20 protein-coding genes are annotated in these 20,164 nt (G+C 70.1%); 11 read left to right on the forward strand and 9 right to left on the reverse strand.

Translation table 11 applies throughout. From position 1 onward, the window contains the following. Positions 1-33 precede the first annotated feature (33 nt). The 4 genes from mutT to QFZ27_RS03525 form a co-directional block, all read right to left on the reverse strand. Entirely contained in the window at positions 34-456 is a 423-nt protein-coding gene (mutT, locus tag QFZ27_RS03510) for an 8-oxo-dGTP diphosphatase MutT (RefSeq protein WP_429224699.1), read from the reverse strand. Beyond that, positions 446-1,006: a GNAT family N-acetyltransferase gene (locus QFZ27_RS03515; protein WP_429224700.1), complete on the reverse strand. Its 561-nt coding sequence runs from the start codon at positions 1,004-1,006 to the stop codon at positions 446-448. The genes mutT and QFZ27_RS03515 overlap by 11 nt, the downstream gene beginning before the upstream one ends. A 382-nt stretch (positions 1,007-1,388) precedes the next feature. Next, the gene (argJ, locus tag QFZ27_RS03520; protein WP_429224701.1) at positions 1,389-2,618 is read right to left on the reverse strand and encodes a bifunctional glutamate N-acetyltransferase/amino-acid acetyltransferase ArgJ; all 1,230 of its coding nucleotides are present in this window, start codon (positions 2,616-2,618) and stop codon (positions 1,389-1,391) included. 28 nt (positions 2,619-2,646) lie between these two features. Continuing rightward, entirely contained in the window at positions 2,647-3,639 is a 993-nt protein-coding gene (locus QFZ27_RS03525; RefSeq protein ID WP_429224702.1) for a peptidylprolyl isomerase, read from the reverse strand. Positions 3,640-3,914: 275 nt separating this feature from the next. Here QFZ27_RS03525 and QFZ27_RS03530 point away from each other — a divergent pair, with 275 nt between their 5' ends. The 3 genes from QFZ27_RS03530 to QFZ27_RS03540 all read left to right on the forward strand — a co-directional run bounded on the left by QFZ27_RS03530 (position 3,915) and on the right by QFZ27_RS03540 (position 9,720). Then, positions 3,915-5,225: an esterase-like activity of phytase family protein gene (locus tag QFZ27_RS03530; RefSeq protein ID WP_429224703.1), complete on the forward strand. Its 1,311-nt coding sequence runs from the start codon at positions 3,915-3,917 to the stop codon at positions 5,223-5,225. Between the two features lie 197 nt (positions 5,226-5,422). Next, entirely contained in the window at positions 5,423-8,146 is a 2,724-nt protein-coding gene (gene secA / locus QFZ27_RS03535; RefSeq protein WP_429224704.1) for a preprotein translocase subunit SecA, read from the forward strand. 101 nt (positions 8,147-8,247) lie between these two features. After that, positions 8,248-9,720: an aromatic amino acid lyase gene (locus tag QFZ27_RS03540; protein ID WP_429224705.1), complete on the forward strand. Its 1,473-nt coding sequence runs from the start codon at positions 8,248-8,250 to the stop codon at positions 9,718-9,720. 143 nt (positions 9,721-9,863) lie between these two features. On the opposite strand, the gene QFZ27_RS03545 is transcribed toward QFZ27_RS03540, so the two are convergent. Continuing rightward, positions 9,864-10,112 (reverse strand): ribbon-helix-helix domain-containing protein, encoded by a 249-nt coding sequence (locus tag QFZ27_RS03545; RefSeq protein ID WP_429224707.1) that lies wholly within the window; start codon positions 10,110-10,112, stop codon positions 9,864-9,866. A gap of 117 nt (positions 10,113-10,229) precedes the next feature. Between QFZ27_RS03545 and QFZ27_RS03550 the strand changes: the two genes are divergently transcribed. Both QFZ27_RS03550 and QFZ27_RS03555 read left to right on the forward strand, forming a co-directional pair. After that, entirely contained in the window at positions 10,230-10,823 is a 594-nt protein-coding gene (locus QFZ27_RS03550) for a RimK-like ATPgrasp N-terminal domain-containing protein (RefSeq protein WP_429224708.1), read from the forward strand. Continuing rightward, positions 10,820-11,719: an ATP-grasp domain-containing protein gene (locus QFZ27_RS03555; RefSeq protein ID WP_429224709.1), complete on the forward strand. Its 900-nt coding sequence runs from the start codon at positions 10,820-10,822 to the stop codon at positions 11,717-11,719. The genes QFZ27_RS03550 and QFZ27_RS03555 overlap by 4 nt, the downstream gene beginning before the upstream one ends. Before the next feature lie 158 nt (positions 11,720-11,877). On the opposite strand, the gene QFZ27_RS03560 is transcribed toward QFZ27_RS03555, so the two are convergent. Together QFZ27_RS03560 and QFZ27_RS03565 are read right to left on the reverse strand one after the other, a co-directional pair. Beyond that, positions 11,878-12,831, reverse strand: coding sequence for an acetyl-CoA carboxylase carboxyltransferase subunit alpha (locus tag QFZ27_RS03560; protein WP_429224710.1), 954 nt, complete (start codon positions 12,829-12,831; stop codon positions 11,878-11,880). A 37-nt stretch (positions 12,832-12,868) separates the two neighbouring features. After that, the gene (locus tag QFZ27_RS03565; protein WP_429224711.1) at positions 12,869-13,423 is read right to left on the reverse strand and encodes a GNAT family N-acetyltransferase; all 555 of its coding nucleotides are present in this window, start codon (positions 13,421-13,423) and stop codon (positions 12,869-12,871) included. Positions 13,424-13,707: 284 nt separating this feature from the next. Between QFZ27_RS03565 and QFZ27_RS03570 the strand changes: the two genes are divergently transcribed. Next, the gene (locus QFZ27_RS03570) at positions 13,708-14,121 is read left to right on the forward strand and encodes a GtrA family protein (protein WP_429224712.1); all 414 of its coding nucleotides are present in this window, start codon (positions 13,708-13,710) and stop codon (positions 14,119-14,121) included. On the opposite strand, the gene QFZ27_RS03575 is transcribed toward QFZ27_RS03570, so the two are convergent. Together QFZ27_RS03575 and QFZ27_RS03580 are read right to left on the reverse strand one after the other, a co-directional pair. Further along, a complete protein-coding gene (locus QFZ27_RS03575) occupies positions 14,108-15,112 on the reverse strand; it encodes a site-specific tyrosine recombinase XerD (protein WP_429224713.1) in 1,005 nt (334 codons plus the stop codon). The genes QFZ27_RS03570 and QFZ27_RS03575 overlap by 14 nt on opposite strands. A 4-nt stretch (positions 15,113-15,116) precedes the next feature. Then, positions 15,117-15,308 (reverse strand): hypothetical protein, encoded by a 192-nt coding sequence (locus QFZ27_RS03580; RefSeq protein ID WP_429224714.1) that lies wholly within the window; start codon positions 15,306-15,308, stop codon positions 15,117-15,119. Positions 15,309-15,484: 176 nt separating this feature from the next. On the opposite strand from QFZ27_RS03580, the gene QFZ27_RS03585 reads away from it, so the two are divergent. The 5 genes from QFZ27_RS03585 (at position 15,485) to QFZ27_RS03605 (ending at position 20,138) form a co-directional block, all read left to right on the forward strand. Then, positions 15,485-16,069, forward strand: coding sequence for a shikimate kinase (locus QFZ27_RS03585; RefSeq protein WP_429224715.1), 585 nt, complete (start codon positions 15,485-15,487; stop codon positions 16,067-16,069). 9 nt (positions 16,070-16,078) lie between these two features. Next, on the forward strand, positions 16,079-17,185 hold the full coding sequence (aroB, locus tag QFZ27_RS03590) for a 3-dehydroquinate synthase (protein WP_429224716.1): 1,107 nt from the start codon (positions 16,079-16,081) through the stop codon (positions 17,183-17,185). A gap of 7 nt (positions 17,186-17,192) precedes the next feature. Continuing rightward, positions 17,193-18,482, forward strand: a complete 1,290-nt coding sequence (locus QFZ27_RS03595; RefSeq protein ID WP_429224717.1) for an HlyC/CorC family transporter — start codon at positions 17,193-17,195, stop codon at positions 18,480-18,482. A 4-nt stretch (positions 18,483-18,486) separates the two neighbouring features. Further along, positions 18,487-19,050: a DUF2889 domain-containing protein gene (locus QFZ27_RS03600; RefSeq protein ID WP_429224718.1), complete on the forward strand. Its 564-nt coding sequence runs from the start codon at positions 18,487-18,489 to the stop codon at positions 19,048-19,050. 86 nt (positions 19,051-19,136) lie between these two features. Continuing rightward, positions 19,137-20,138: an alpha/beta fold hydrolase gene (locus QFZ27_RS03605; protein WP_429224719.1), complete on the forward strand. Its 1,002-nt coding sequence runs from the start codon at positions 19,137-19,139 to the stop codon at positions 20,136-20,138. Positions 20,139-20,164 lie beyond the last annotated feature (26 nt).

Genomic DNA, 20,164 nt, shown 5'->3' on the forward strand with positions numbered 1-20,164 from the left:
ACGGTTGCCGAGGGCCGATACGAACCTTATGGCCTACACAACATCCCTCAGCATCGCCACCAGCGGCTTATCAGCCGGCGGCATCGGGTACTCGCGCAGCCGGTTCGGCGCCACCCAGGCCAGCGCCTGGCCCTCCAGCGGCTGCGGCGTGCCCTGCCAGCGGCGGCAGAGATACAGCGGCATCAGCAGGTGGAAGCGCTCGTAGCGGTGGCTGGCGAAGGTGAAGGGGGCCAGGCAGCTCTCCTCCGTGTCGATCGCCAGCTCCTCGCGCAGCTCGCGGATCAGCGCCGCCTCCGGCGTCTCGCCCGGGTCGACCTTGCCGCCCGGGAACTCCCAGAGGCCGGCCATCGACTTGCCCTCGGGCCGCTGCGCGATCAGCACGCGGCCGTCGGCATCGACCAGGGCGACGGCGACGACCAGCACCATCGGCAATGAGGGCAAGGGTTCAGGCGGCATAGATCTTCAGGTAATCCTGGCGGCTGAGGGCGAAGAGCGGGCAGGGCGCCGTCTGCCCCAGCGCCTTGAACTCGATGGTCTTGATGCCGTCGGTCATCAGCCCGGCCTTGACCAGGACATGGCCCGACGGGGCGTTGTCGGGGTGGTAGGCGGCCTGGATCCGCTCCAGCCGCAGGTCGAGGAAGCCGAAGGCGATCACCGCCTGCGCCGCCTCGGTGGCATAGCCCTGGCCCCAGTAGCGCCGGCCGAACCAGTAGCCGAAGCTGCCGACCCGGCCGTTGGTGGCGATCGACAGCCCCATATGGCCGATCACCGCGCCACTGTCGGGCAGCGTCACCACGAACTGGTAGTCGCGGCCGGCGATCCAGCGCTTCTCCGCGGTGCGGATCCAGTCCTCGGCATCGGCGAAGCTGTAGGGATAGGGCACGTCCGACAGCCAGCGCACCACCTCCCAATCGTCCAGCAGATGGGTGATCTCGCCGGCATCGGAGGGGCGGTGACGGCGCAGCCGCAGCCGCTCGGTCTCCAGATCCTCCGGCAGGTCGGTCACGGACGAGACGGTCCGCAAACGCGCCGGCGCGGCCGCCTGACGGCGGTGTCGGCCGCACGCACCCAATGAGTCCCCCCTCCCCTCGCGGGAGGGGGGTAGGGGGAGGGGGTTTTCGCCGTCGAGCGCTGCCAGGACCCTGATGGTCCGGACCTGACGGTCAGGCTGGTCGTGTGCGCATTCGCGCGCGGACGCGCGCAGACCCCTCCCCCTGGCCCCCTCCCGCAAGGGGAGGGGGGACTAGAAGGGAGCGGGCCCTGGCACGTTCGAAAAGGCCTCGCCGGCGGGAGAGGCAATGTGAAGATGCTCGATATCCTGCCCCTGCCCCGATGCACTGGCGTGACCCGACCTCAGTTCGTCCGCGCCAGCTCCGCTTCAGTCCGGGCTAACTACGGTAATCCGCATTGATCGAGATATACCCGTGGGTGAGGTCGCAGGTCCAGACCGTGGCGCTGCCGCGGCCGATGCCGATATCGACCTCGATCTCGATCGACCGGGTCTTCATATGCGCCGCCACCGGCGCCTCGTCATAGCCGTCGACCACCATGCCGTCGCGCGCCACCTGCACGCCGCCGATGGCGATGCCGAGCTTGTCGCGGTCCGCCGGCTCGCCCGACTTGCCGACCGCCATGACGATGCGGCCCCAATTCGCGTCCTCGCCCGCCACCGCGGTCTTCAAGAGCGGCGAATTGGCGATGGCCAGGCCGATGCGCCGGGCCGAGCGGTCCGAGATCGCGCCCTTCACGGCGATGGTGATCAGCTTCTGCGCGCCCTCGCCGTCGCACGCCACCTGGCGCGCCAGGTCGGCGGTCAGCTCGTTCAGCGCCCGCTGGAACTCGGCCAGGTCCGCCGCCGCGGCCGGAACCGGGTTGCCGGCCCGGCCGGTGGCGAACAGCATCAGCGTGTCGCTGGTCGAGGTGTCGCCGTCCACCGTGATGGCGTTGAACGACTGGTCCACCGCCGCGGCAAGGGCCTGCTGCAGCAGCGGCGCCGGGATCGCCGCGTCGGTGAACACGAAGGACAGCATCGTCGCCATGTCCGGCGCGATCATGCCCGAGCCCTTGGCGATGCCGGTCAGGGTGACCGTGGTGCCGCCGATGGTGGCGGTGCGGGTCGCGCCCTTGGCGAAGGTGTCGGTGGTGCGGATCGCCTCCGCCGCCGCCGCCCAGTCTTCGCCCAAGGCCTTGGCGAGGTCCGGCAGATGCCTGGCGACGCGGTCCTCCGGCAGCGGCTGGCCGATCACGCCGGTGGAGGCGACGAACACCTCCTCCCAGTCGCAGCCGACCTGCTTCGCCGCCGCCACCACCGTGGCCGCGACCGTCTTCACCCCGGCCTGGCCGGTGAAGGCGTTGGCGTTGCCGGCATTCACCACCACCGCCCGGGCGCGGCCCTGGGGCAGCGCCCGGCGGCACCAGTCCACCGGGGCGGAGGGGCAGCGCGAGCGGGTAAAGACGCCCGCCGCGCTGGTGCCGGGGTCAAGGGCGACGAACAGCACGTCCGGCGCCCCCGTCTTCTTCAGCCCGCAGGCGGCGGCGGCCAGCCGCACGCCGGCGATCGGCGCCAGATTCGGCAGCCGCTCGGGCGCGAGCGGCGAACGCGGCAATGCTCCGGCCATGGTCCCCTCCCCCGTCTCGTGGCGCCGGTTACTTCGCCGGCGCGGGCGGAGCGGCCGGGTCGGCCGGCGCCGGAGCCGACGGGTCGGCGGCCGGGGCGTCGGTGCTGGGCGGGGGCAGCGGCTTGCCGTCCTGGCCCATCACCACGATCTGGGCGCCCTGCTTCACCTCGGCGATGATCTGCGGCACCAGCGCTTGGGACAGCTGCTCCTCGAGCTGCGGCTTGACCTCGTCCAGTGTCGGCTGCGGCAGGGTGCGCTTGTCCTCGACCAGGATGACGTGCCAGCCGAACTGGCTCTTCACCGGCGTGGTCGTGTACTTGCCCTTCTCCAGCTTGAAGGCGGCGTCGGCGAATTCCGGCACCATCTGCTCCTTGGAGAACCAGCCGAGGTCGCCGCCCGACTCCTTGCCCGACGGGTCGGTGGTGTTGGCGTTGGCCAGCTCCTCGAACTTGGCGCCGCCCTCCAGCTTCTTGATCAGGTCCTTGGCCTTGTCCTCGCTGTCGACGAGGATGTGGCGGGCCTTGACCTGGTCCTGCGCCGGGTTGTCGGCCAGGTACTTCTTGTAGGCGTCCTGGATGGCCTGGTCGGTGACCTTGGCCTTGATCTGGCGCTGCAGCCAGACGTCCTGGATGATGCGGCGCTCGGCCGTCTCCAGCCGCGCCTTGACCTCGGGGTCGTTCTGCAGCCCGGCATCGACGCCCTTCTGCGCCACCAGGCGGGCGGTCGCCACCTGCTCGGCCATCAGCGGCACCAGCATCTCGACCGGCATCTGGCGGTACTGCTGCGGCAGGCTGTTGATCGCCTCCAGCACCTCGGAGCGCAGGATCGGCTGGCCGTTCACCGTGGCCGCGACCGGATCGTCGGGCTTGCCGGCCTGGTCGCCGGCAGCCGCGGGGGCCGGGGCGGGAGCTGCCGTGGCCGGGGCCTCGGCGGGCTTGGTCGCATCCTGGGCCAGGACCGGACCGGCCAGGAGCGTCAGGGCAGCCGCGCCGGCGAGCAGGCGGAGGGCGAGGGAAGACATCAAACGCGTCCTTTCAGAACGGTGGGACGAGTGGCGCCTCGGCGGAGGAATGCCGGCATCCGGTCATGGGATCGCGGCGGCGCCAGCTGCGCGACGTGGCCGACAGGTAAAGCACAGGCCGAAACCGGGCACAAGCGGACCAAGGACCGCTGTCATCAAAGCTTCACCCAGTCGTCACGGGCGCGACACGCGGCAAATCCTAGAAGACGGGCGGCTTCCCGGCGCCGCTTCCGCGGCCGGCCGGTTCGACGTGACAAAGAATTAAGGAGAGGTTCATGGCGTTCCGTCCCTTCGCCGCGGCGCTGGCATTGTCGATCACGATCGCGCCGGCCGTTCTGGCGGCCGAGACCATCACCAGCTACACCAGCACCGACCCGAAGCTGGCGCTCGGCAGCATCTCGGTGCCCGGCGGCAAGACCCGGGAGCTGAATGTCGGCATCGGCAGCGGCGCCGGCCGCCGCGCCGGCGACCCGGCGATGACCTTCTGGACCATCTCCGACCGCGGCGCCAACTTCACCTGCGGCGACGTGAAGGACGTGTTCGGCGTCGACGGCAAGACCATCTGCGGCGACCTGAAGGGCGCCCGCATCTATCCGCAGCCGGACTATTCGCCGACGATCTACCGGATCACGCTGCAGGATGGCGGCACCTTCACCGTCGACACCGTGCTGCCGCTGCGCGACGGCGACGGCAAGCCGGTCAACGGCCTGCTGAACCCGCTGACCCATGCCTCGACCGAGCAGCCGATCGACCTGTCCGGCAAGAAACTCGAGCAGAACCCGGACGCGGTCGACGCCGAAGCGATCGTGCCGATGGCCGATGGCAGCTTCTGGGTGTCGGAGGAGAACGGCCCGTCGCTGCTGCATGTCGCGGCCGACGGCAAGATCCTGCGCCGGGTGGTGCCGCAGGGCACCGAGGACGACTTCAAGGGCGCGCATTACCCGGTCGACGGCGGCCTGCCGGCGGTGCTGGGCAGGCGCTTCCTCAACCGCGGCCTGGAATCGCTGGCGATCACCCCGGACAACAAGCGCCTGGCCACCATCATCCAGAACCCGCTCGCGAACCCGGACGCCGACGCCTACAAGGCCTCGAAGAACGCGCGGCTGTGGACCCTCGACCCGGCGACGCTCGCGGTCACCGGCGAATATGTCTACACGCTCGACGATCCGCAGAGCTTCCGGCTGGACCCGTCGGACAAGCAGAACAGCCCGCGCATCAGCGAGATGATGGGCCTCGGCGCCGACCGCTTCCTGGTGCTGGAACGGACCGACGGCACCACCAAGCTCTACGAGGTGTCGCTCGCCGGCGCCACCGACATCCACGGCACCGCCTGGGACGAGCTGGCGACCGCGCCGAGCCTGGAGCAGTCGAAGGACCTGGCCGCCGCGAAGATCGTGCCGGTGACCAAGATCCTGCGCTTCGACAGCGCCGACCATCCTGAGGTGCCGGTCAAGATCGAGGGCCTGGCCCTGACCGGCGACGGGTCGCTGCTGATGATCAACGACAGCGATTTCGGCATCACCGGCGAGACCACCCGCCCGGTGGTGCTGAAGGGCAGCGCCATCGCCGCCGACCCGGCGAGCTGATCCGGTCGGTTAATCCGGTCAGTTGATCCGATTGGCAGGGCGAGGACCTTCGGCTATGGTGCCGCGCCCGTAGGCCCGGGCGCTTTCGACGGCAGCGCCGGAGTCCGGCTGCGGCTGCGCGTTGAAAGCGGCGTGGCGCGGCCCCAAATTCCTGGGGGAGTGCGTCCGCGTGCTCTCCCTGCCAAGTCGAGGTTTCGATGTTCGGTGCGCTCGCCCGAAAGCTGTTCGGTTCGTCCAACGACCGTTTCGTCAAGACGCTGATCACCGGCCCGGTGGTCGAGACCAACGCCCTGGAGCCGCAGTTCCAGGCGCTCAGCGACGACCAGCTGCAAGCCAAGACGCAGGAGTTCCGCGCCCGGCTGGACAAGGGCGAGGCGCTCGACGCGCTGCTGCCGGAGGCCTTCGCCACGGTGCGCGAGGCGGCCAGGCGGGTGCTCGGCCAGCGCCATTACGACGTGCAGCTGGTCGGCGGCCTGGTGCTGCACCAGGGCAAGATCGCCGAGATGAAGACCGGCGAAGGCAAGACCCTGGTCGCCACCCTGGCCGTCTATCTCAACGCGCTGAGCGGCAAGGGCGTGCACGTCGTCACCGTCAACGACTACCTGGCCCAGCGCGACAGCGAGTGGATGGGGCGGGTCTATCGCTTCCTCGGCCTCAGCGTCGGCTGCATCGTCCACGGCCTGACCGACGACGAGCGCCGGACGGCCTACGGCTTCGACATCACCTACGGCACCAACAACGAGTTCGGCTTCGACTACCTGCGCGACAACATGAAGTTCCGGCTGGAGGACATGGTCCAGCGGCCGTTCAACTTCGCCATCGTCGACGAGGTCGATTCGATCCTGATCGACGAGGCGCGGACGCCCTTGATCATCTCCGGCCCGGCGCAGGATTCGTCGGAGATGTACATGCGGGTCGACCGGCTGATCCCGAGCCTGGTCGCGGTCGAGGACTACGAGCACGACGAGAAGCAGAAGACCGTCGCCCTGACCGAGGCCGGCCAGGTCAAGATCGAGCAGCTGCTGATCGAGGCCGGCCTGCTGCAGGGCGACAACCTCTACGACATCCACAACGTCAACGCCGTCCACCACGTCACTCAAGCACTGCGCGCGCATGTGATGTTCCAGCTGGACCGGGACTACATCGTCAAGGATGACAAGGTCATCATCATCGACGAATTCACCGGCCGCATGATGGAGGGCCGGCGCTACTCCGAAGGCCTGCATCAAGCAATCGAGGCCAAAGAGCGGGTCGAGATCCAGCGCGAGAACCAGACCCTCGCCTCGATTACCTTCCAGAACTATTTCCGCCTCTACCCGAAGCTGGCCGGCATGACCGGCACGGCGCAGACCGAGGCCGCCGAGTTCGGCGAGATCTACGGCCTCGAGGTGGTCGAGATCCCGACCAACGTCCCGGTCATCCGCAAGGACGAGGACGACGAGGTCTACCGCACCGTCCGCGAGAAATACGACGCCATCGTCACCCTGATCCGCGAGTGCAACGCCCGGCAGCAGCCGGTGCTGGTGGGCACCGTGTCGATCGAGAAGTCGGAGACGCTGGCGGCGCTGCTGCAGCGCGAGAAGATCCCGCACAACGTGCTGAACGCCCGCTTCCACGAGCAAGAAGCCTATATTGTCGCCCAGGCCGGCCGCCCCGGCGCGGTGACCATCGCCACCAACATGGCCGGCCGCGGCACCGACATCCAGCTCGGCGGCAATGTCGAGATGCGGGTCGCGCTGGAGCTTGCCGGCATCGACGACCCGGCGGCGCGCGACCAGCGCGAGGCCGAGATCCGGGCCGAGGTGGCGAAGAACAAGGAGATCGTGCTGCAGGCCGGCGGCCTCTACGTCGTCGGCACCGAGCGGCACGAGAGCCGCCGCATCGACAACCAGCTGCGCGGCCGCTCCGGCCGCCAGGGCGACCCAGGCGGATCGAAGTTCTTCCTGTCGCTGGAAGACGACCTGATGCGGATCTTCGCCTCCGAGCGGCTGGACGGAATCCTGCGCCGCTTCGGCCTGAAGGAGGGCGAGGCGATCATCCACCCCTGGATCAACCGGGCGCTGGAGAAGGCGCAGGAGAAGGTCGAGGCGCGCAACTTCGACATCCGCAAGAACCTGCTGCGCTTCGACAACGTGATGAACGACCAGCGCAAGGTGATCTACGAGCAGCGGCGCGAGATCATGCAGGCCGCTGACGCCACCGCCATGGTCACCGACATGCGGCAGGAGGTGGTGGCCGCCATCGTCGCCCGCGCCATCCCCGAGAACAGCTACGCCGAAAAGTGGAACATTGACGGGCTGCACGAGGAGGTGCTGCGCCTCTTCGGCCTGGACCTGCCGGTCAAGGAGTGGGGCAAGGAAGAGGGCATCGCCGACCGCGAGATCGAGGAGCGGATCCAGCAGGCGGTCGACGCCAAGATGGCCGCCAAGGTCGAGGCCTACGGCGCCGAGATCATGCAGATGGCTGAGAAGAGCCTGCTGCTGCAGATCCTGGACCAGAGCTGGAAGGACCATCTGCTGACGCTGGACCACCTGCGCCAGGGCATCAACCTGCGTGCCTATGCCCAGCGCGACCCGCTGCGCGAATACCAGGCCGAGGCCTTCAACCTGTTCGAGCAGATGCTGGCCGGCCTGCGCGAGAACGTCACCCAGGTGCTGGCCCAGGTCGAGCTGCGCGTCACCCGGCCGGAGGATGTCGAGGCCCAGCAGCGCGCGGCGATGCAGCGCGAGATGCACGAAAGCCGCTTCGACCCGGCGCTGGGCGTGCCGCCGGAGCCGGCGATGGCCACCGCCGACGGCGCGGTGGCGGCGGCGAGCGCGGCCTTCGCCCTGAATCCGGATTGGGCCGACACCCCGCGCAACGCCCCCTGCCCCTGCGGCTCGGGCAAGAAGTTCAAGCACTGCCACGGCTCGGTGGCGTAAGTCCCACGGCTGTTCGGATCGGCAAGGCCGGCGGCGAATCTCCATCGCCGCCGGCCTTTGCTTTTGCCAAGCTGACGCTGCCGAAACGGGAGCGGATGCGAATGACACTGGCCCTGACCAGAAGAGCCGACATCAGCCTGGACTCGGTTCGCCGCGTCGCCTGGCAGGGCGAAGGCGTCCGCATCAGCGAGGCGGCGCTGGCCCGGATCGCCGAATGCCGCGCCGCCTTCCTGCGGCTGATCGACACCGACCCGGACCTGGTGATCTACGGCGTGACCACGGCGATGGGCGAGCTGGCCGACCGGCGGCTGCGGCCGGAGGAGCGCGACCGCCACGCCCGGATCAAGGCCTTCGCCGCCGCCACGGCCTTCGGCGACCCGCTGCCGGAGCGGGTGGTGCGCGGCATCGTGCTGGCCCGGCTGGCGAATTTCCTGGAAGGCCATGCCGCGACCACGCCGCGGATCGCGCTGGCCGTCGCCGCCATGCTGGACGGCGGCCCGTTGCCGCCGGTACCCGCTTCCGGCCAGGGCGGGGCCGGCGAGATCCTGGCGTTGTACCAGCTGTTCGCCGCCCTCAGCGCCCGCTTCGACCTCGAGGTCAAGGAGCGCGGATCGCTGATCAACGGCTCGCCCTGCGCCGCGGCGCTGCTGGCCGATTCGGCCCTGGCGGCGCGCAACCGGATCCGGCTGGCGGAGAGCGTCTTCGCCCTGTCGATCGAGGCCTTCCGGGCGCCGCTGGAGCATTACGATGCGGCGCTGGACACGCTGTGGGGCGACGCGCACGACGCTGCGGCGCTGCGCAACCTGCGCGCCCTGCTGGACGGCGCCGGCGACGGGCGGCGCGGCTACCAGGCCCCGGTCAGCTACCGCATCGTGCCGCGGCTGCTGGGCCAGGCGCACCGCGCCCTGGCGGCGGCGGAGCGCGCGGCCGCGGTGTCGCTGGCCGCGGCCTCCGACAACCCAGTGTACATCCCGCCGGACGAGGCCGGGCCGGACCATCCCGACGGCCGCTGCATCAGCACCGGCGGCTATCACAACGCCATGGCGGCGCCGGCGCTGGACGACCTCGCGGCGATCTGGGCCGATCTCTGCCTGCTGTGCGACCGCCACAGCTCGAAGCTGCTGGCCGGCCGGGTGTCGCACCTGCCCGACCTGCTGATGATCGGACGCGACCCCAGCGACAGCGACGGCCATGGCAGCCTGGGCTATGTGCCGATGGCGGTGACGGGCTATCTGGAGCAGGCCAAGGCGGCGGCGCAGCGCACCTTCCTGCCCGGCACCGAGGCCGCCGGCGCCGGCCAGGACGACGTTGCCGCCCCGGCCTTCCTGGCCTGGGCCAAGGAGGAGCGTGCCGGCCGCTGCCTGGACGCGGCGCTGGCGATGCTTTCGGTGATCGCCTCCCAGGCGCTGCACGTCACCGGCCGCGCCGCCACGCCGGCGCTGCGCGCCCTGGTGGACGAGGTCCGCAGCTTCGTGCCGCCGGTGGCGGAGGACCGCATTCTCGGCCCCGAGCTTGGCCGCTTGGCCGAGAGGTTCACGGAACGGGTGTTTTCTGTAGGAGATCTCCGAGAATAAGTGAGCCGATTGACGATCGGACTCCCACCCAACTGTCATGCCCGGGCTTGACCCGGGCATCCAGAGACTGTCGACATCTTCTGGATTGCCGGGTCAGGCCCGGCAATGACAATAAAAAGAATAGCATCCTCTTCTTTGAATCATTAATTCTTGGACGAATCCTTAGTCGAAGCCAGAGCCTCATCGATCGCTGCATTGAGGACGTGCGGCTCGACATCCGCATTGGCCGCCTTGGCCTGCGCCACCGTCAGCTCCAGGATACGGATCCGCACCGCCTCCTCGACAAAGCGAGAAACGTCGCCCCTACGGCCGCCGCCCTGGCTGGCCAGGAACCGGCGCACGGCAATCTTGGTCGATTGCGAGACGACGAGATTCCAGCGGGTGGCAGACATCGTGCCCTCCTGAGTTTGACATCTTCGACCCGAGGGGCACCGATCTGCAAACCCGAATGGCGAATTTATCCGGATCGGGCAGACGCTGACGGCCATTGCCACATCATCCATGGACCCATGGCCATCACAACGATCGTCGCCGACGAGCCCGGCGGGCTGGCCGACGACTTGCCTCCCCAATGCCACGTCGTCGCCCCCGACGACCTTCTGGACGGGCGCCATCTGCCGCAACCCGGCAGCATCGTGGTCAATCTGTGCCGTGACCAGCGCCCGCTCTCCTTCGGCTATTACGTTTCGCTGATCGCCGAGGCACGCGGCTATGCCGCGATCCCGACCGCGGCGGATCTCGCCGACCAAGCCGACGACCGGCTGGTCCGCAGCCGGCACGCGCCGGTCGACCGCGCCCTGGCCGCGCTGCGCCGCCACAGCGGGCGCCTGGTCCTGCCGCGGCGCCTGCTCGTGGCGCTGGGCCGCTGCAACAAGCCGCATCTGCAGGAGGTCGCCGAAGCGGCCTATGAGGCGTTCGGCCTGCCGCTGATGACCCTGCAGATCGACACGGCCCGAGTGCAACTGCTGCAGGCGGTGGCGGAGCCGCTGGCCGGGCTGGATTCGCGCCAGCAGCGCCTGCTGCGCGCCGCGCTGGAGCGGCTGGCTGGCCCGCCGCGACCCCGCGCCCGTTTCGCCGCGCGCCCAAGCTGGCGGTGCTGGTGAACCCGGACGACCCGTTGCCGCCGTCCAAGCCCGGAACCATCGTCCGGCTGCGCGACGTGGCGTCGTCGATGGGCATCGACACCGAATGCCTGGACCATCGCGACCTGCTGCGGCTGGGCGGCTTCGACGGGCTGCTGATCCGCGAGACCACGGCGCTCCAGGCGCCCAGCTACATCTTCGCCGAGACCGCGGCCCGGCTGGGCCTGCCGGTGATCGACGACCCGGTGTCGATCCTGCGCTGCTGCAACAAGGTGTTCCTGCACGAGCGGCTGAAGGCCGAAGGCGTGGCGCAGCCGCGCACGCTGGCGGTGCGGGCCGACACGCTGGCCGCCGCCGGCGAGGCGCTGGGCTTCCCCCTGGTGCTGAAGGTGCCGGACGGCGCCTGCTCGCGCGGCGTTGTCCGGGTCGACACCCCGGCCGAGCTGCCGGTGGCGGGTCGCCGGCTGCTGCGCCGGTCGCGCCTGATCCTGGCCCAGGAATACCTGTACACCGACTTCGACTGGCGCATCGGCGTGCTGGCCGGCCAGCCGCTCTTCGCTTGCCGCTACCGCATGGTGCGCGGCCATTGGCAGATCTTCCGCCACGGCCAGAACGGAAGCGAGGAGGGGGCGACCGAGCCGGTGCCGCTCGACCGCTTATCGCCGGAGGTGATGTCGGCCGCGTTGGCCGCCGCCGCTTTGATCGGCACCGGCCTGTACGGCGTCGACCTCAAGGAGACGGCGCAGGGGCCGGTGGTGATCGAGGTCAACGACAACCCGAACATCGATGTCGGGCTGGAGGATGCCTGCCTGGGCGACGCGCTCTATGAGCGGCTGCTCGGACACTTCCTGGAGCGAATCGAGGCCGGAGAGGAGCGGGCGGCTCCGCCGGCCCGGACAGTGGGATCGATCTGGTAGCCGGCGAGGGCGTTCCCCCTCACCCTCCCGTCGCCAACGCGACGGGCCCCTCCCTCTCCCCGAGGAGAGGGAAACTCGGGCCGCGGCTCCGACACCTCTCCTTGGGGAGAGGTCGAAATCGCGTCAGCGATTTCGGGTGAGGGGGTGGCGCCGGCCGCTCAGCCCAGATTCTGGCCGATCGCCAGGAACTTCTCGCGCCGCTTGCTGCGCAGGGTCTTGCCGTCGAGGTCGACCAGCCCGGCCAGCGCCGACCCGATCGCATCGCCGACGGCGCGGAACGCCTCGTCCGGGAAGCGGTGGGCACCGCCGACCGGTTCCTCGATCACGCCGTCGATGACGCCGAGCTGCTTCAGGTCCTGCGCCGTCAGCTTCAGCGCCGCCGCGGCCTCCTGGCTCTGCGCGCTGCTGCGCCACAGGATCGAGGCGCAGCCTTCCGGCGAGATCACCGAATAGATCGAGTGCTCCAGCATCAGCACCCGGTCGGCCACGGCGATGCCGATGGCGCCGCCCGATCCGCCCTCGCCGATCACCACCGAGACCAGCGGCACCTGCACCTTGAGGCAGGATTCGATCGACTTGGCGATGGCCTCGGCCACGCCGCGCTCCTCCGACGCCACGCCGGGATAGGCGCCGGCGGTGTCGACGAAGGTGATCACCGGCAGATGGAAGCGGTCGGCCAGGTCGAGCAGGCGCTGCGCCTTGCGGTAGCCCTCGGGCTTGGCCATGCCGAAATTGTGCCGGATGCGGCTTTCGGTGTCGTTGCCCTTCTCCTGCCCGAGCACGACGACCGAGCGGCCCTGGAACTGCCCGAGCCCGCCGATGATGGCGCGATCCTCGGCGAAGGCACGGTCGCCCGCCAGAGGCTGGAACTCGGTGACCAGCGCCTGGATATAGTCCAGCGCATGCGGCCGATTCGGATGCCGCGCGACCTGCACCTTCTGCGCCGGCGTCAGCCCGCGATAGGTGTCGCGCAGCAGCTTGTCGACTTTGGTCTGAAGCCGGGAGACCTCGTCGGCGATGTTGAGTTCGCCGGCGTCGGTGATGTGCCGAAGCTCCTCGATCTTGCCTTCGATCTCGGCGATCGGCTTTTCGAATTCGAGAAAGGTCTTCATACCGCGTTGAGACTGGCCCTCGGGATCGGGGGGCTGTCTAACACAGGGCCGCGCGCATTGAGACCGAAATCTGTGCAGGGCTGACCGTGGCGTCTGCCCGCAGCAGGGTGCCGCCCGGCCCATCCTCCAGCGCGCCGAGCCGCAGCTCCGCCACCAGCAGCCGGTGCGGCTGCTCGTCCGGCATCGCGAAGCCGAGCGTGGCGGCCGGCTGGAAGCCGAAGCGGGCGTAGTAGGCAAGGTCGCCGACCAGCAGCACCATGCGGTGGCCCATATCGGCGGCCCGCTTCATGCTGCCGCGCATCAGCGCCGCACCGACGCCGGCGCCGCGCAGCTCCGGCCGCACCGCGAGCGGCCCGAGCAGCAGCGTCGGCAGGCCCGGTTCGACCAGCATCGGCCAGTAGCGGATCGAGCCGAGGATGCGGCCGCTGGGCCGGCCGTCCTCGCGCACCACGAAGCACAGGCCGCGCACCGGCGCGATGCCGTCGCGGTAACGGTAGGAGACCTTGGTCTGCCGGTTCGGGCCGAAGGCGAGGTCGAGCAGGGCGTCGACTTCGGCCGCATCCCGCGGCCGTTCGGTCTTCAGGAGATACACTGGAGAAGGATCCTTGGAACGGAGAGCGTCGGTTCGCGCGCCGACCGGCTTCCGTCCTGCCCGCATCATGGTGTCGCAGGCACCCCGGAACGCCTCAGGCCGCCGCGCCGCGAAGGGCGGGCAGTCGGCGTCGTCGTCGCGGCGTCGGGGGCAGGAAGGTCACGTCGTCCGTTCCAAGAGGATTCAGCGGCAACAGCGAAACCGCAACCGGGCCTTGCTGTCAACGCAAATGCTTACGGCGATGACATATGACGCCGGGCGGCGGCTGTGCCAGGACAGGCCGCATGCCGGTCCTGTCATTTCCCGCCATACACCGCCAGTTTGCCCGTTATGCGGTGGTCGGGCTGGCTGCGACCGCCATGCACTATGCCGTGCTGGCCGGGCTGGTCGAATCGGGCGGCGCCGCACCGCTGCCGGCGACGCTGGCCGGCTATCTCGCCGGCGGCCTCGTCTCCTATACGCTCAACCGGCGGCTGACCTTCGCCGGCGGCCGGCCGCACCGCGAGGCGGGCTGGCGATTCGCCCTGGTCGCCGCCGGCGGCTTCGCCTGGACCGGCCTGCTGATGGCGGCGCTGGTCGGCCAGCTCGGGACGCCCTATCTGCCGGCCCAGGCCGTGACCACGCTGATCGTCCTGTTCTGGGGCTTCCTGGCGAATCGGCTGTGGAGCTTCGCCGGATCTCCGGCTAAGGCCGCTTGAACTTGGCCAGCGGATGGGCCGATGCCACCAGGCTCTGCAGCCGGTCGCCCAGTACATGGGTGTAGATCTGGGTCGTGGCGATATCGGCATGGCCGAGCATGGTCTGGACCGAGCGCAGATCGGCACCGTGCGACAGCAGATGGGTGGCGAAGGCGTGGCGCAGCACGTGGGGGCTGACCCGGCTGGGCTCGATCCCCGCCTCGACCGCCAGGTCCTTCAGCAACTGGCCGAATCGCTGCCGGGTCAGGCAGCCGCCGCGGGCGGTGAGCGACGGGAACAGGAAGCCGCGGTCGCGGCCCTTGACGAAGAACACGCCGCGATGCGGCAGATACGCGGCGATGGCGTCTCGCGCGGGCTCCGACAACGGCACCAGCCGCTCCTTGTCGCCCTTGCCGCGGACGATCAGCGCCTGCCCGTCCCGCAACAGGGCCGAGAGCGGCAGCCCGACCAGCTCGGACACCCGCAAGCCCCCGCCATAGAGGATCTCGAGCAGGGCCAACAGGCGCAGCCCCTCGGCCAGCCGTTCCGGATCGGCGAACAGGCCCGAGATGGCGCCGATCAGGCCCTCGACCTCGGCCTCCGACAGCAGCTTCGGCAGTGGCCGGCCGAGCGTGGGGGAATCGAGCGCGGCGGAGGGATCGTCCTGCCGCCGACCCTCCGACACCAGGAAGCGATAGAACTGCCGCATCGCCGACAGGCGGCGGGTCGCGGTGCGAGCGGCCGTGCCGCCGCCCTTGGTGCCTTCGCGCCGCGCCAGGTCGCCAAGATAGGCACGCAGATCCTCGGTCACGGCTTGGTCGACGGCGCCGCCGCGGGCCTCGAGGAAGCGGTTCAGGTCGAGCAGGTCGCGGCCATAGGCCTCGCGGGTGTTGGCGGCGGCGCCGCGCTCGGCCACCAGCATGTCGAGGAAGGCCTCGACCGCGAGCGGGGGCAGCAGCCGCGGCGCCGGCGGCCGGCCCCGCCGGCGCTTCGGGGCTGCGGCCTCGGCCACCGCGCTATTTAAACTTGTCGTTCGGGATCACCTTCTCGACCGTCTGGGTCGGCGGCCGGAAGTCGATCACCGCGAGCGCGACCCCGCCGCCGACGATGACCAGCAGCACGGCGATCGCCAGCACCCGGCCGAGGCCGCCGCCCCCGCCGCCACCGGAACTCTGCGAAAAGCGCGACTTCGAACGACGACGGGACAAGACGGACCCCTGACAGGTGTGAATTCAGGCCGATGCGCGGGCCTGGGCTGGAGAAAGCAGATGCGGCGGGCCCGGCGCAACCCTATCTTAGGCGGTCGGGAGGGCGGCGGCAAATCGCCTCGCCCCGCCAGCCACGCTCGCTCGAGACGTTAGGATCGGGCCCCGGAAGAGGATCGATGATCACCACGCTGCACCGTCCCTTGCCCCGCACCCTCGTTCTGGTCGGCCTGATGGGTGCCGGCAAGACCGCGGTGGGCAAGCGCGTGGCCGCGCGGCTGGGCTTAAGCTTCATCGATGCCGACCACGAGATCGAGGCGGCGGCCGGCTGCACCATCCCGGACATCTTCGAGCGCTATGGCGAGCCCGCCTTCCGCGACCTGGAGCGGCGGGTGATCGCCCGGCTGATGCACGATCCGGTGCAGGTGCTGTCGACCGGCGGCGGCGCCTTCATGGACCCGCAGACCCGGGCGGTGATCGCCGAGCACGGCCTGTCGGTGTGGCTGAAGGCGGAGCTGGCGGTGCTGGCGGCGCGCACCGCCAAGCGCGGCAACCGGCCGCTGCTGCGCCAGGGCGACCCGAAGGCGGTGCTGGAGGGGCTGATGGAGCGCCGCCATCCCATCTACGCCCTGGCCGACATGACGGTGGAAAGCCGCGACGGCCCGGTCGAGGAGACCGTCGATCGGGTGCTGGCCATGATCGACGCCCATCTGGCGGCCGAGGCCGCCGCGACCGAAACAGCCCATGCGGGGCAGGCAGATTGAATCCCTGAGATGACACGAGAGACCATCCGCGTCGGGCTGGGCCCGCGCAGCTACGACATCGTCATCGGTCCCGGCGCCCTGGCCGAGGCCGGGCAACGCATCGCCGCGCTGGGCCGCGGCAAGCGGGTGATCGTGATCGCCGACGCCCGGGTGGCCGGGCTGCACGGCGCGGCGCTGGAGGCGTCGCTGGCCGCGGCCGGGATCACGGCCGAGACCCTGACCGTGCCGCCGGGCGAGGCGACCAAGTCGATGACCGTGCTGGCCGAGCTGCTGGACCGGATCCTGGCGCTGGGGATCGAGCGCGGCACGCTGCTGGTCGCCCTCGGCGGCGGCGTGGTCGGCGACCTCGCCGGCTTCGCCGCGGCGACGGCGCTGCGCGGCCTGGACTTCGTGCAGATCCCGACCACGCTGCTGGCCCAGGTCGACAGCTCGGTCGGCGGCAAGACCGGGGTCAACAGCAAGCACGGCAAAAACCTGATCGGCGCCTTCCACCAGCCGCTGCTGGTACTGGCCGACACCGCGCTGTTGGCCACCTTGCCGGCGCGGGAGCTGCGCGCCGGTTATGCCGAGGTGGCAAAATACGGCGCGCTGGGCGACGCCGGCTTCTTCGCCTGGCTGGAGGAGAACGGGCCGAAGCTGCTGGCCGGCGATGGCGATGCGATGATCAAGGCCGTGAAGCGCAGCTGCGAGATGAAGGCCGAGATCGTCGGCGAGGACGAGCGCGAAGCGGCGCGGCGCGCCCTGCTCAACCTCGGCCACACCTTCGGCCATGCGCTGGAGGCAGAGACCGGCTATGGCGACGCGCTGCTGCATGGCGAGGCGGTGGCGATCGGCATGGTCATGGCCTTCGACCTGTCCGTCCGCCTGGGCCTGTGCCCGGCCGCCGATCGCGACCGGCTGGCCCGGCATCTGGAGGCAGTCGGCCTGCCGACCCGCCCGGCCCGCGACCGGCCCTGGTCGGTCGGCGCCCTGCTGCACCACATGACCCGCGACAAGAAGGTACGGGACGGCCGCATGACCTTTATCCTGGTGCGCGGCATCGGCCAGGCCTTCGTCACCAGCGAGGTGCCGGCCGACCCGGTCGCCGCGGTGCTGGCCGACGCCATCGCCGCCTGAACCCGCCATGTCCGACGATCTCGTCCTCCTGCTCCACCTCGCCGGGATCGTCGTCCTGCTCGCGGCCTCGGCCTTCTTTTCCGGGTCGGAGACGGCGCTGACCGCAGCCAGCCGGGCGCGGATGCACCAGCTGGAGACGCATGGGCTGCAGCGGGCCGGCATCGTCAACCGGCTGCGCGAGCAGAAGGAGCGGCTGATCGGCGCCCTGCTGCTGGGCAACACGCTGGTCAACATCCTGGCCTCCTCGCTGGCCACCAGCCTGCTGGTCTCGGTGCTCGGGGCGCCGGCGGTGCCGGTGGCCACGGTGGTGATGACGGCGCTGATCCTGATCTTCAGCGAGGTGCTGCCGAAGACCTACGCCATCAACCATGCCGACCGCGCGGCGCTGGGCATCGCCCCCGCGGTCAAGAACATCGTCTGGCTGCTGGGTCCGGTGGTGCGGCTGGTCAACTGGCTGGTGCGCGGGGTGCTGCGGCTGTTCGGCGCCGACCCGCACCGGGTCGGGCTGGCCGATTATGTCGACGAGCTGCGCGGCGCCATCGAGCTGCATCGCGGCAGCGAGGCCGAGGTGGCGCAGGAGCGGCAGATGCTGCGCTCGATCCTCGACCTCGGCGACGTCTCGGTGGCGGAGATCATGACCCACCGCCGCAGCGTCCAGGCGATCGACGCCGAGCTGACACCGCCCGAGGTGGTGACGGCGATGCTGAACAGCCCGCACACCCGCATGCCGCTGTGCCAGGGCGGCCTGGAGAACATCGTCGGCGTGCTGCACGCCAAGGACGTGCTGCGGGCGCTGCAGGCGGCCGGCGGCCACCCGGACCGGGTGGACATCCGCCGCATCGCGACCAAGCCCTGGTTCATCCCGGATTCGACCAGCCTGCTGGACCAGCTGCACGCCTTCCGCACCCGGCGCGAGCATTTCGCCATCGTGGTCGATGAATATGGCGGCCTGCAGGGCGTGGTGACGCTGGAGGACATCCTGGAGGAGATCGTCGGCGACATCGTCGACGAGCACGACCTGCCGGTGGCCGGCGTCCGCCCGCAGGCCAATGGCAGCTTCCTGATCGACGGCACGGTCACCATCCGCGACCTGAACCGCCGCTTCGAATGGCGGCTGCCGGACGACGAGGCGTCGACCATCGCCGGGCTGGTGCTGCACGAGGCGCGGCACCTGCCGGAGGTCGGCCAAGCCTTCACCTTCCACGGCTTCCGCTTCGAGATCCTGCGGCGGCAGCGCAACCAGATCACCGCGGTGCGCGTCACCCCGCCGGCCGAAGTCGAGCCCGAAGCGAGCTGAACCCATGCCCCTCTCCGCCCCCGCCGCGCGCGAGCCGATCCACACCCGCCGCGTCACCTGCGACGGCTTCCGCCGCGCCGACGGGCTGTGGGACATCGAGGGCCATCTGGTCGACACTAAGCACTACGAGTTCCGCAACGAGTTCCGCGGCACCATCACGCCCGGCGAGCCGCTGCACCAGATGCGGCTTCGGGTGACCGTGGACGACGGCCTGACCATCGTCGCGGTCGAGGCGGAGACCGAGCACGGCCCCTATGCCCTGTGCCCGGAGATCGCTCCAGCCTTCCAGGCGCTGGTGGGGCTGCGCATCCGCCCCGGCTTCACCCAAGCGGTGAAGGAGCGGCTGGGCGGCGCCAAGGGCTGCACCCATCTGGTCGAGCTGCTGGGGCCGATGGCGACCACGGCGTTCCAGACCGTGTTCCCGATCCTGTCGCGCGAGCGCGCGGCCGAGGCCGGCCCGAAGCAGCGGCCGGTGCTGCTGGACAGCTGCCACGTTTTCGCCGCCGATGGCGAGCATGCTCGCCGCCACTGGCCGGACTTCTACACCGGACCGACACCAAGGAACTGAGTCCGGCCGCGACGATCCGCCCGGCGCCGTCTGCGGCCGCTGGACGTTAACCCGGCAGCACCGATCCGGCCGCCTCGAGGAGAGAGATGATCCGACGCCTGACCCTGGCCGCCGCCCTGCTCGCCGCCCTCGCCGCCGCCCCGGCCGCCTTGGCCGACCCGATGCTGGCGGATTTCGACTATCCCTTCCCGGTCCAGCGCTTTGACTTCAGCTCCCAGGGCCAGGATCTGTCGATGGCCTATATGGACGTGCAGCCGGACAAGCCGAACGGCCGCACCGTGGTGCTGCTGCACGGCAAGAACTTCTGCGGCGCCAGTTGGGAAGGAATGATGCGCCCCTTGCTGCAGGCCGGCTACCGCGTCGTCGCGCCGGACCAGATCGGCTTCTGCAAATCGACCAAGCCGCAGGCCTACCAGTTCGGGCTGCACCAGCTGGCCGCCAACACCAAGGCGCTGCTCGACAGCCTGGGCATCCAGCGCCCGGTGGTAATGGGCCATTCCATGGGCGGCATGCTGGCGATGCGCTATGCCCTGGCCTTTCCGGACGCGCTGTCCGGCCTGGTGCTGGTGAACCCGATCGGCCTGGAGGACTGGAGGGCCGCGGGCGTGCCGCAGCAGACCGTCGACCAGTGGTTCGACGGCGAGCTGAAGACCAATGCCGACAGCATCAAGGCCTATCAGCAAGCCACCTACTATGCCGGCGAGTGGCGTCCGGACTACGACCGCTGGGTGCAGATGCTGGCCGGCATGTACCAGGGCGAGGGTGGCCGGCAGGTGGCCTGGGACCAGGCGCTGACCTCGGACATGGTGTTCAATCAGCCGGTGGTCTACGAGCTGGAGCATATCCGCGCCCCGACCGTGCTGATGATCGGCGAGCGCGACACCACCGCGATCGGCAAGGCGCTGGCCCCGCCGGAGGTGGCGCAACGCCTCGGCAACTATGCCGAGCTGAGCCGCAGCGCCGCCAAGCGCATACCCGGCGCCAACCTGATCCGCTTCCCCGGCGAAGGCCACGCGCCGCAGATCCAGTCGCCGGAGGCCTTCAACAAGGCGCTGCTGGGGGCGCTGGTTCGGTTCCCTCCGCCCTGAGGGCACCGGCCTCGTCTCGCATCGCT

Origin of the sequence: Inquilinus ginsengisoli, assembly GCF_050434925.1 — a bacterium.
GTDB classification, from domain to species: domain Bacteria; phylum Pseudomonadota; class Alphaproteobacteria; order DSM-16000; family Inquilinaceae; genus Inquilinus; species Inquilinus ginsengisoli_B.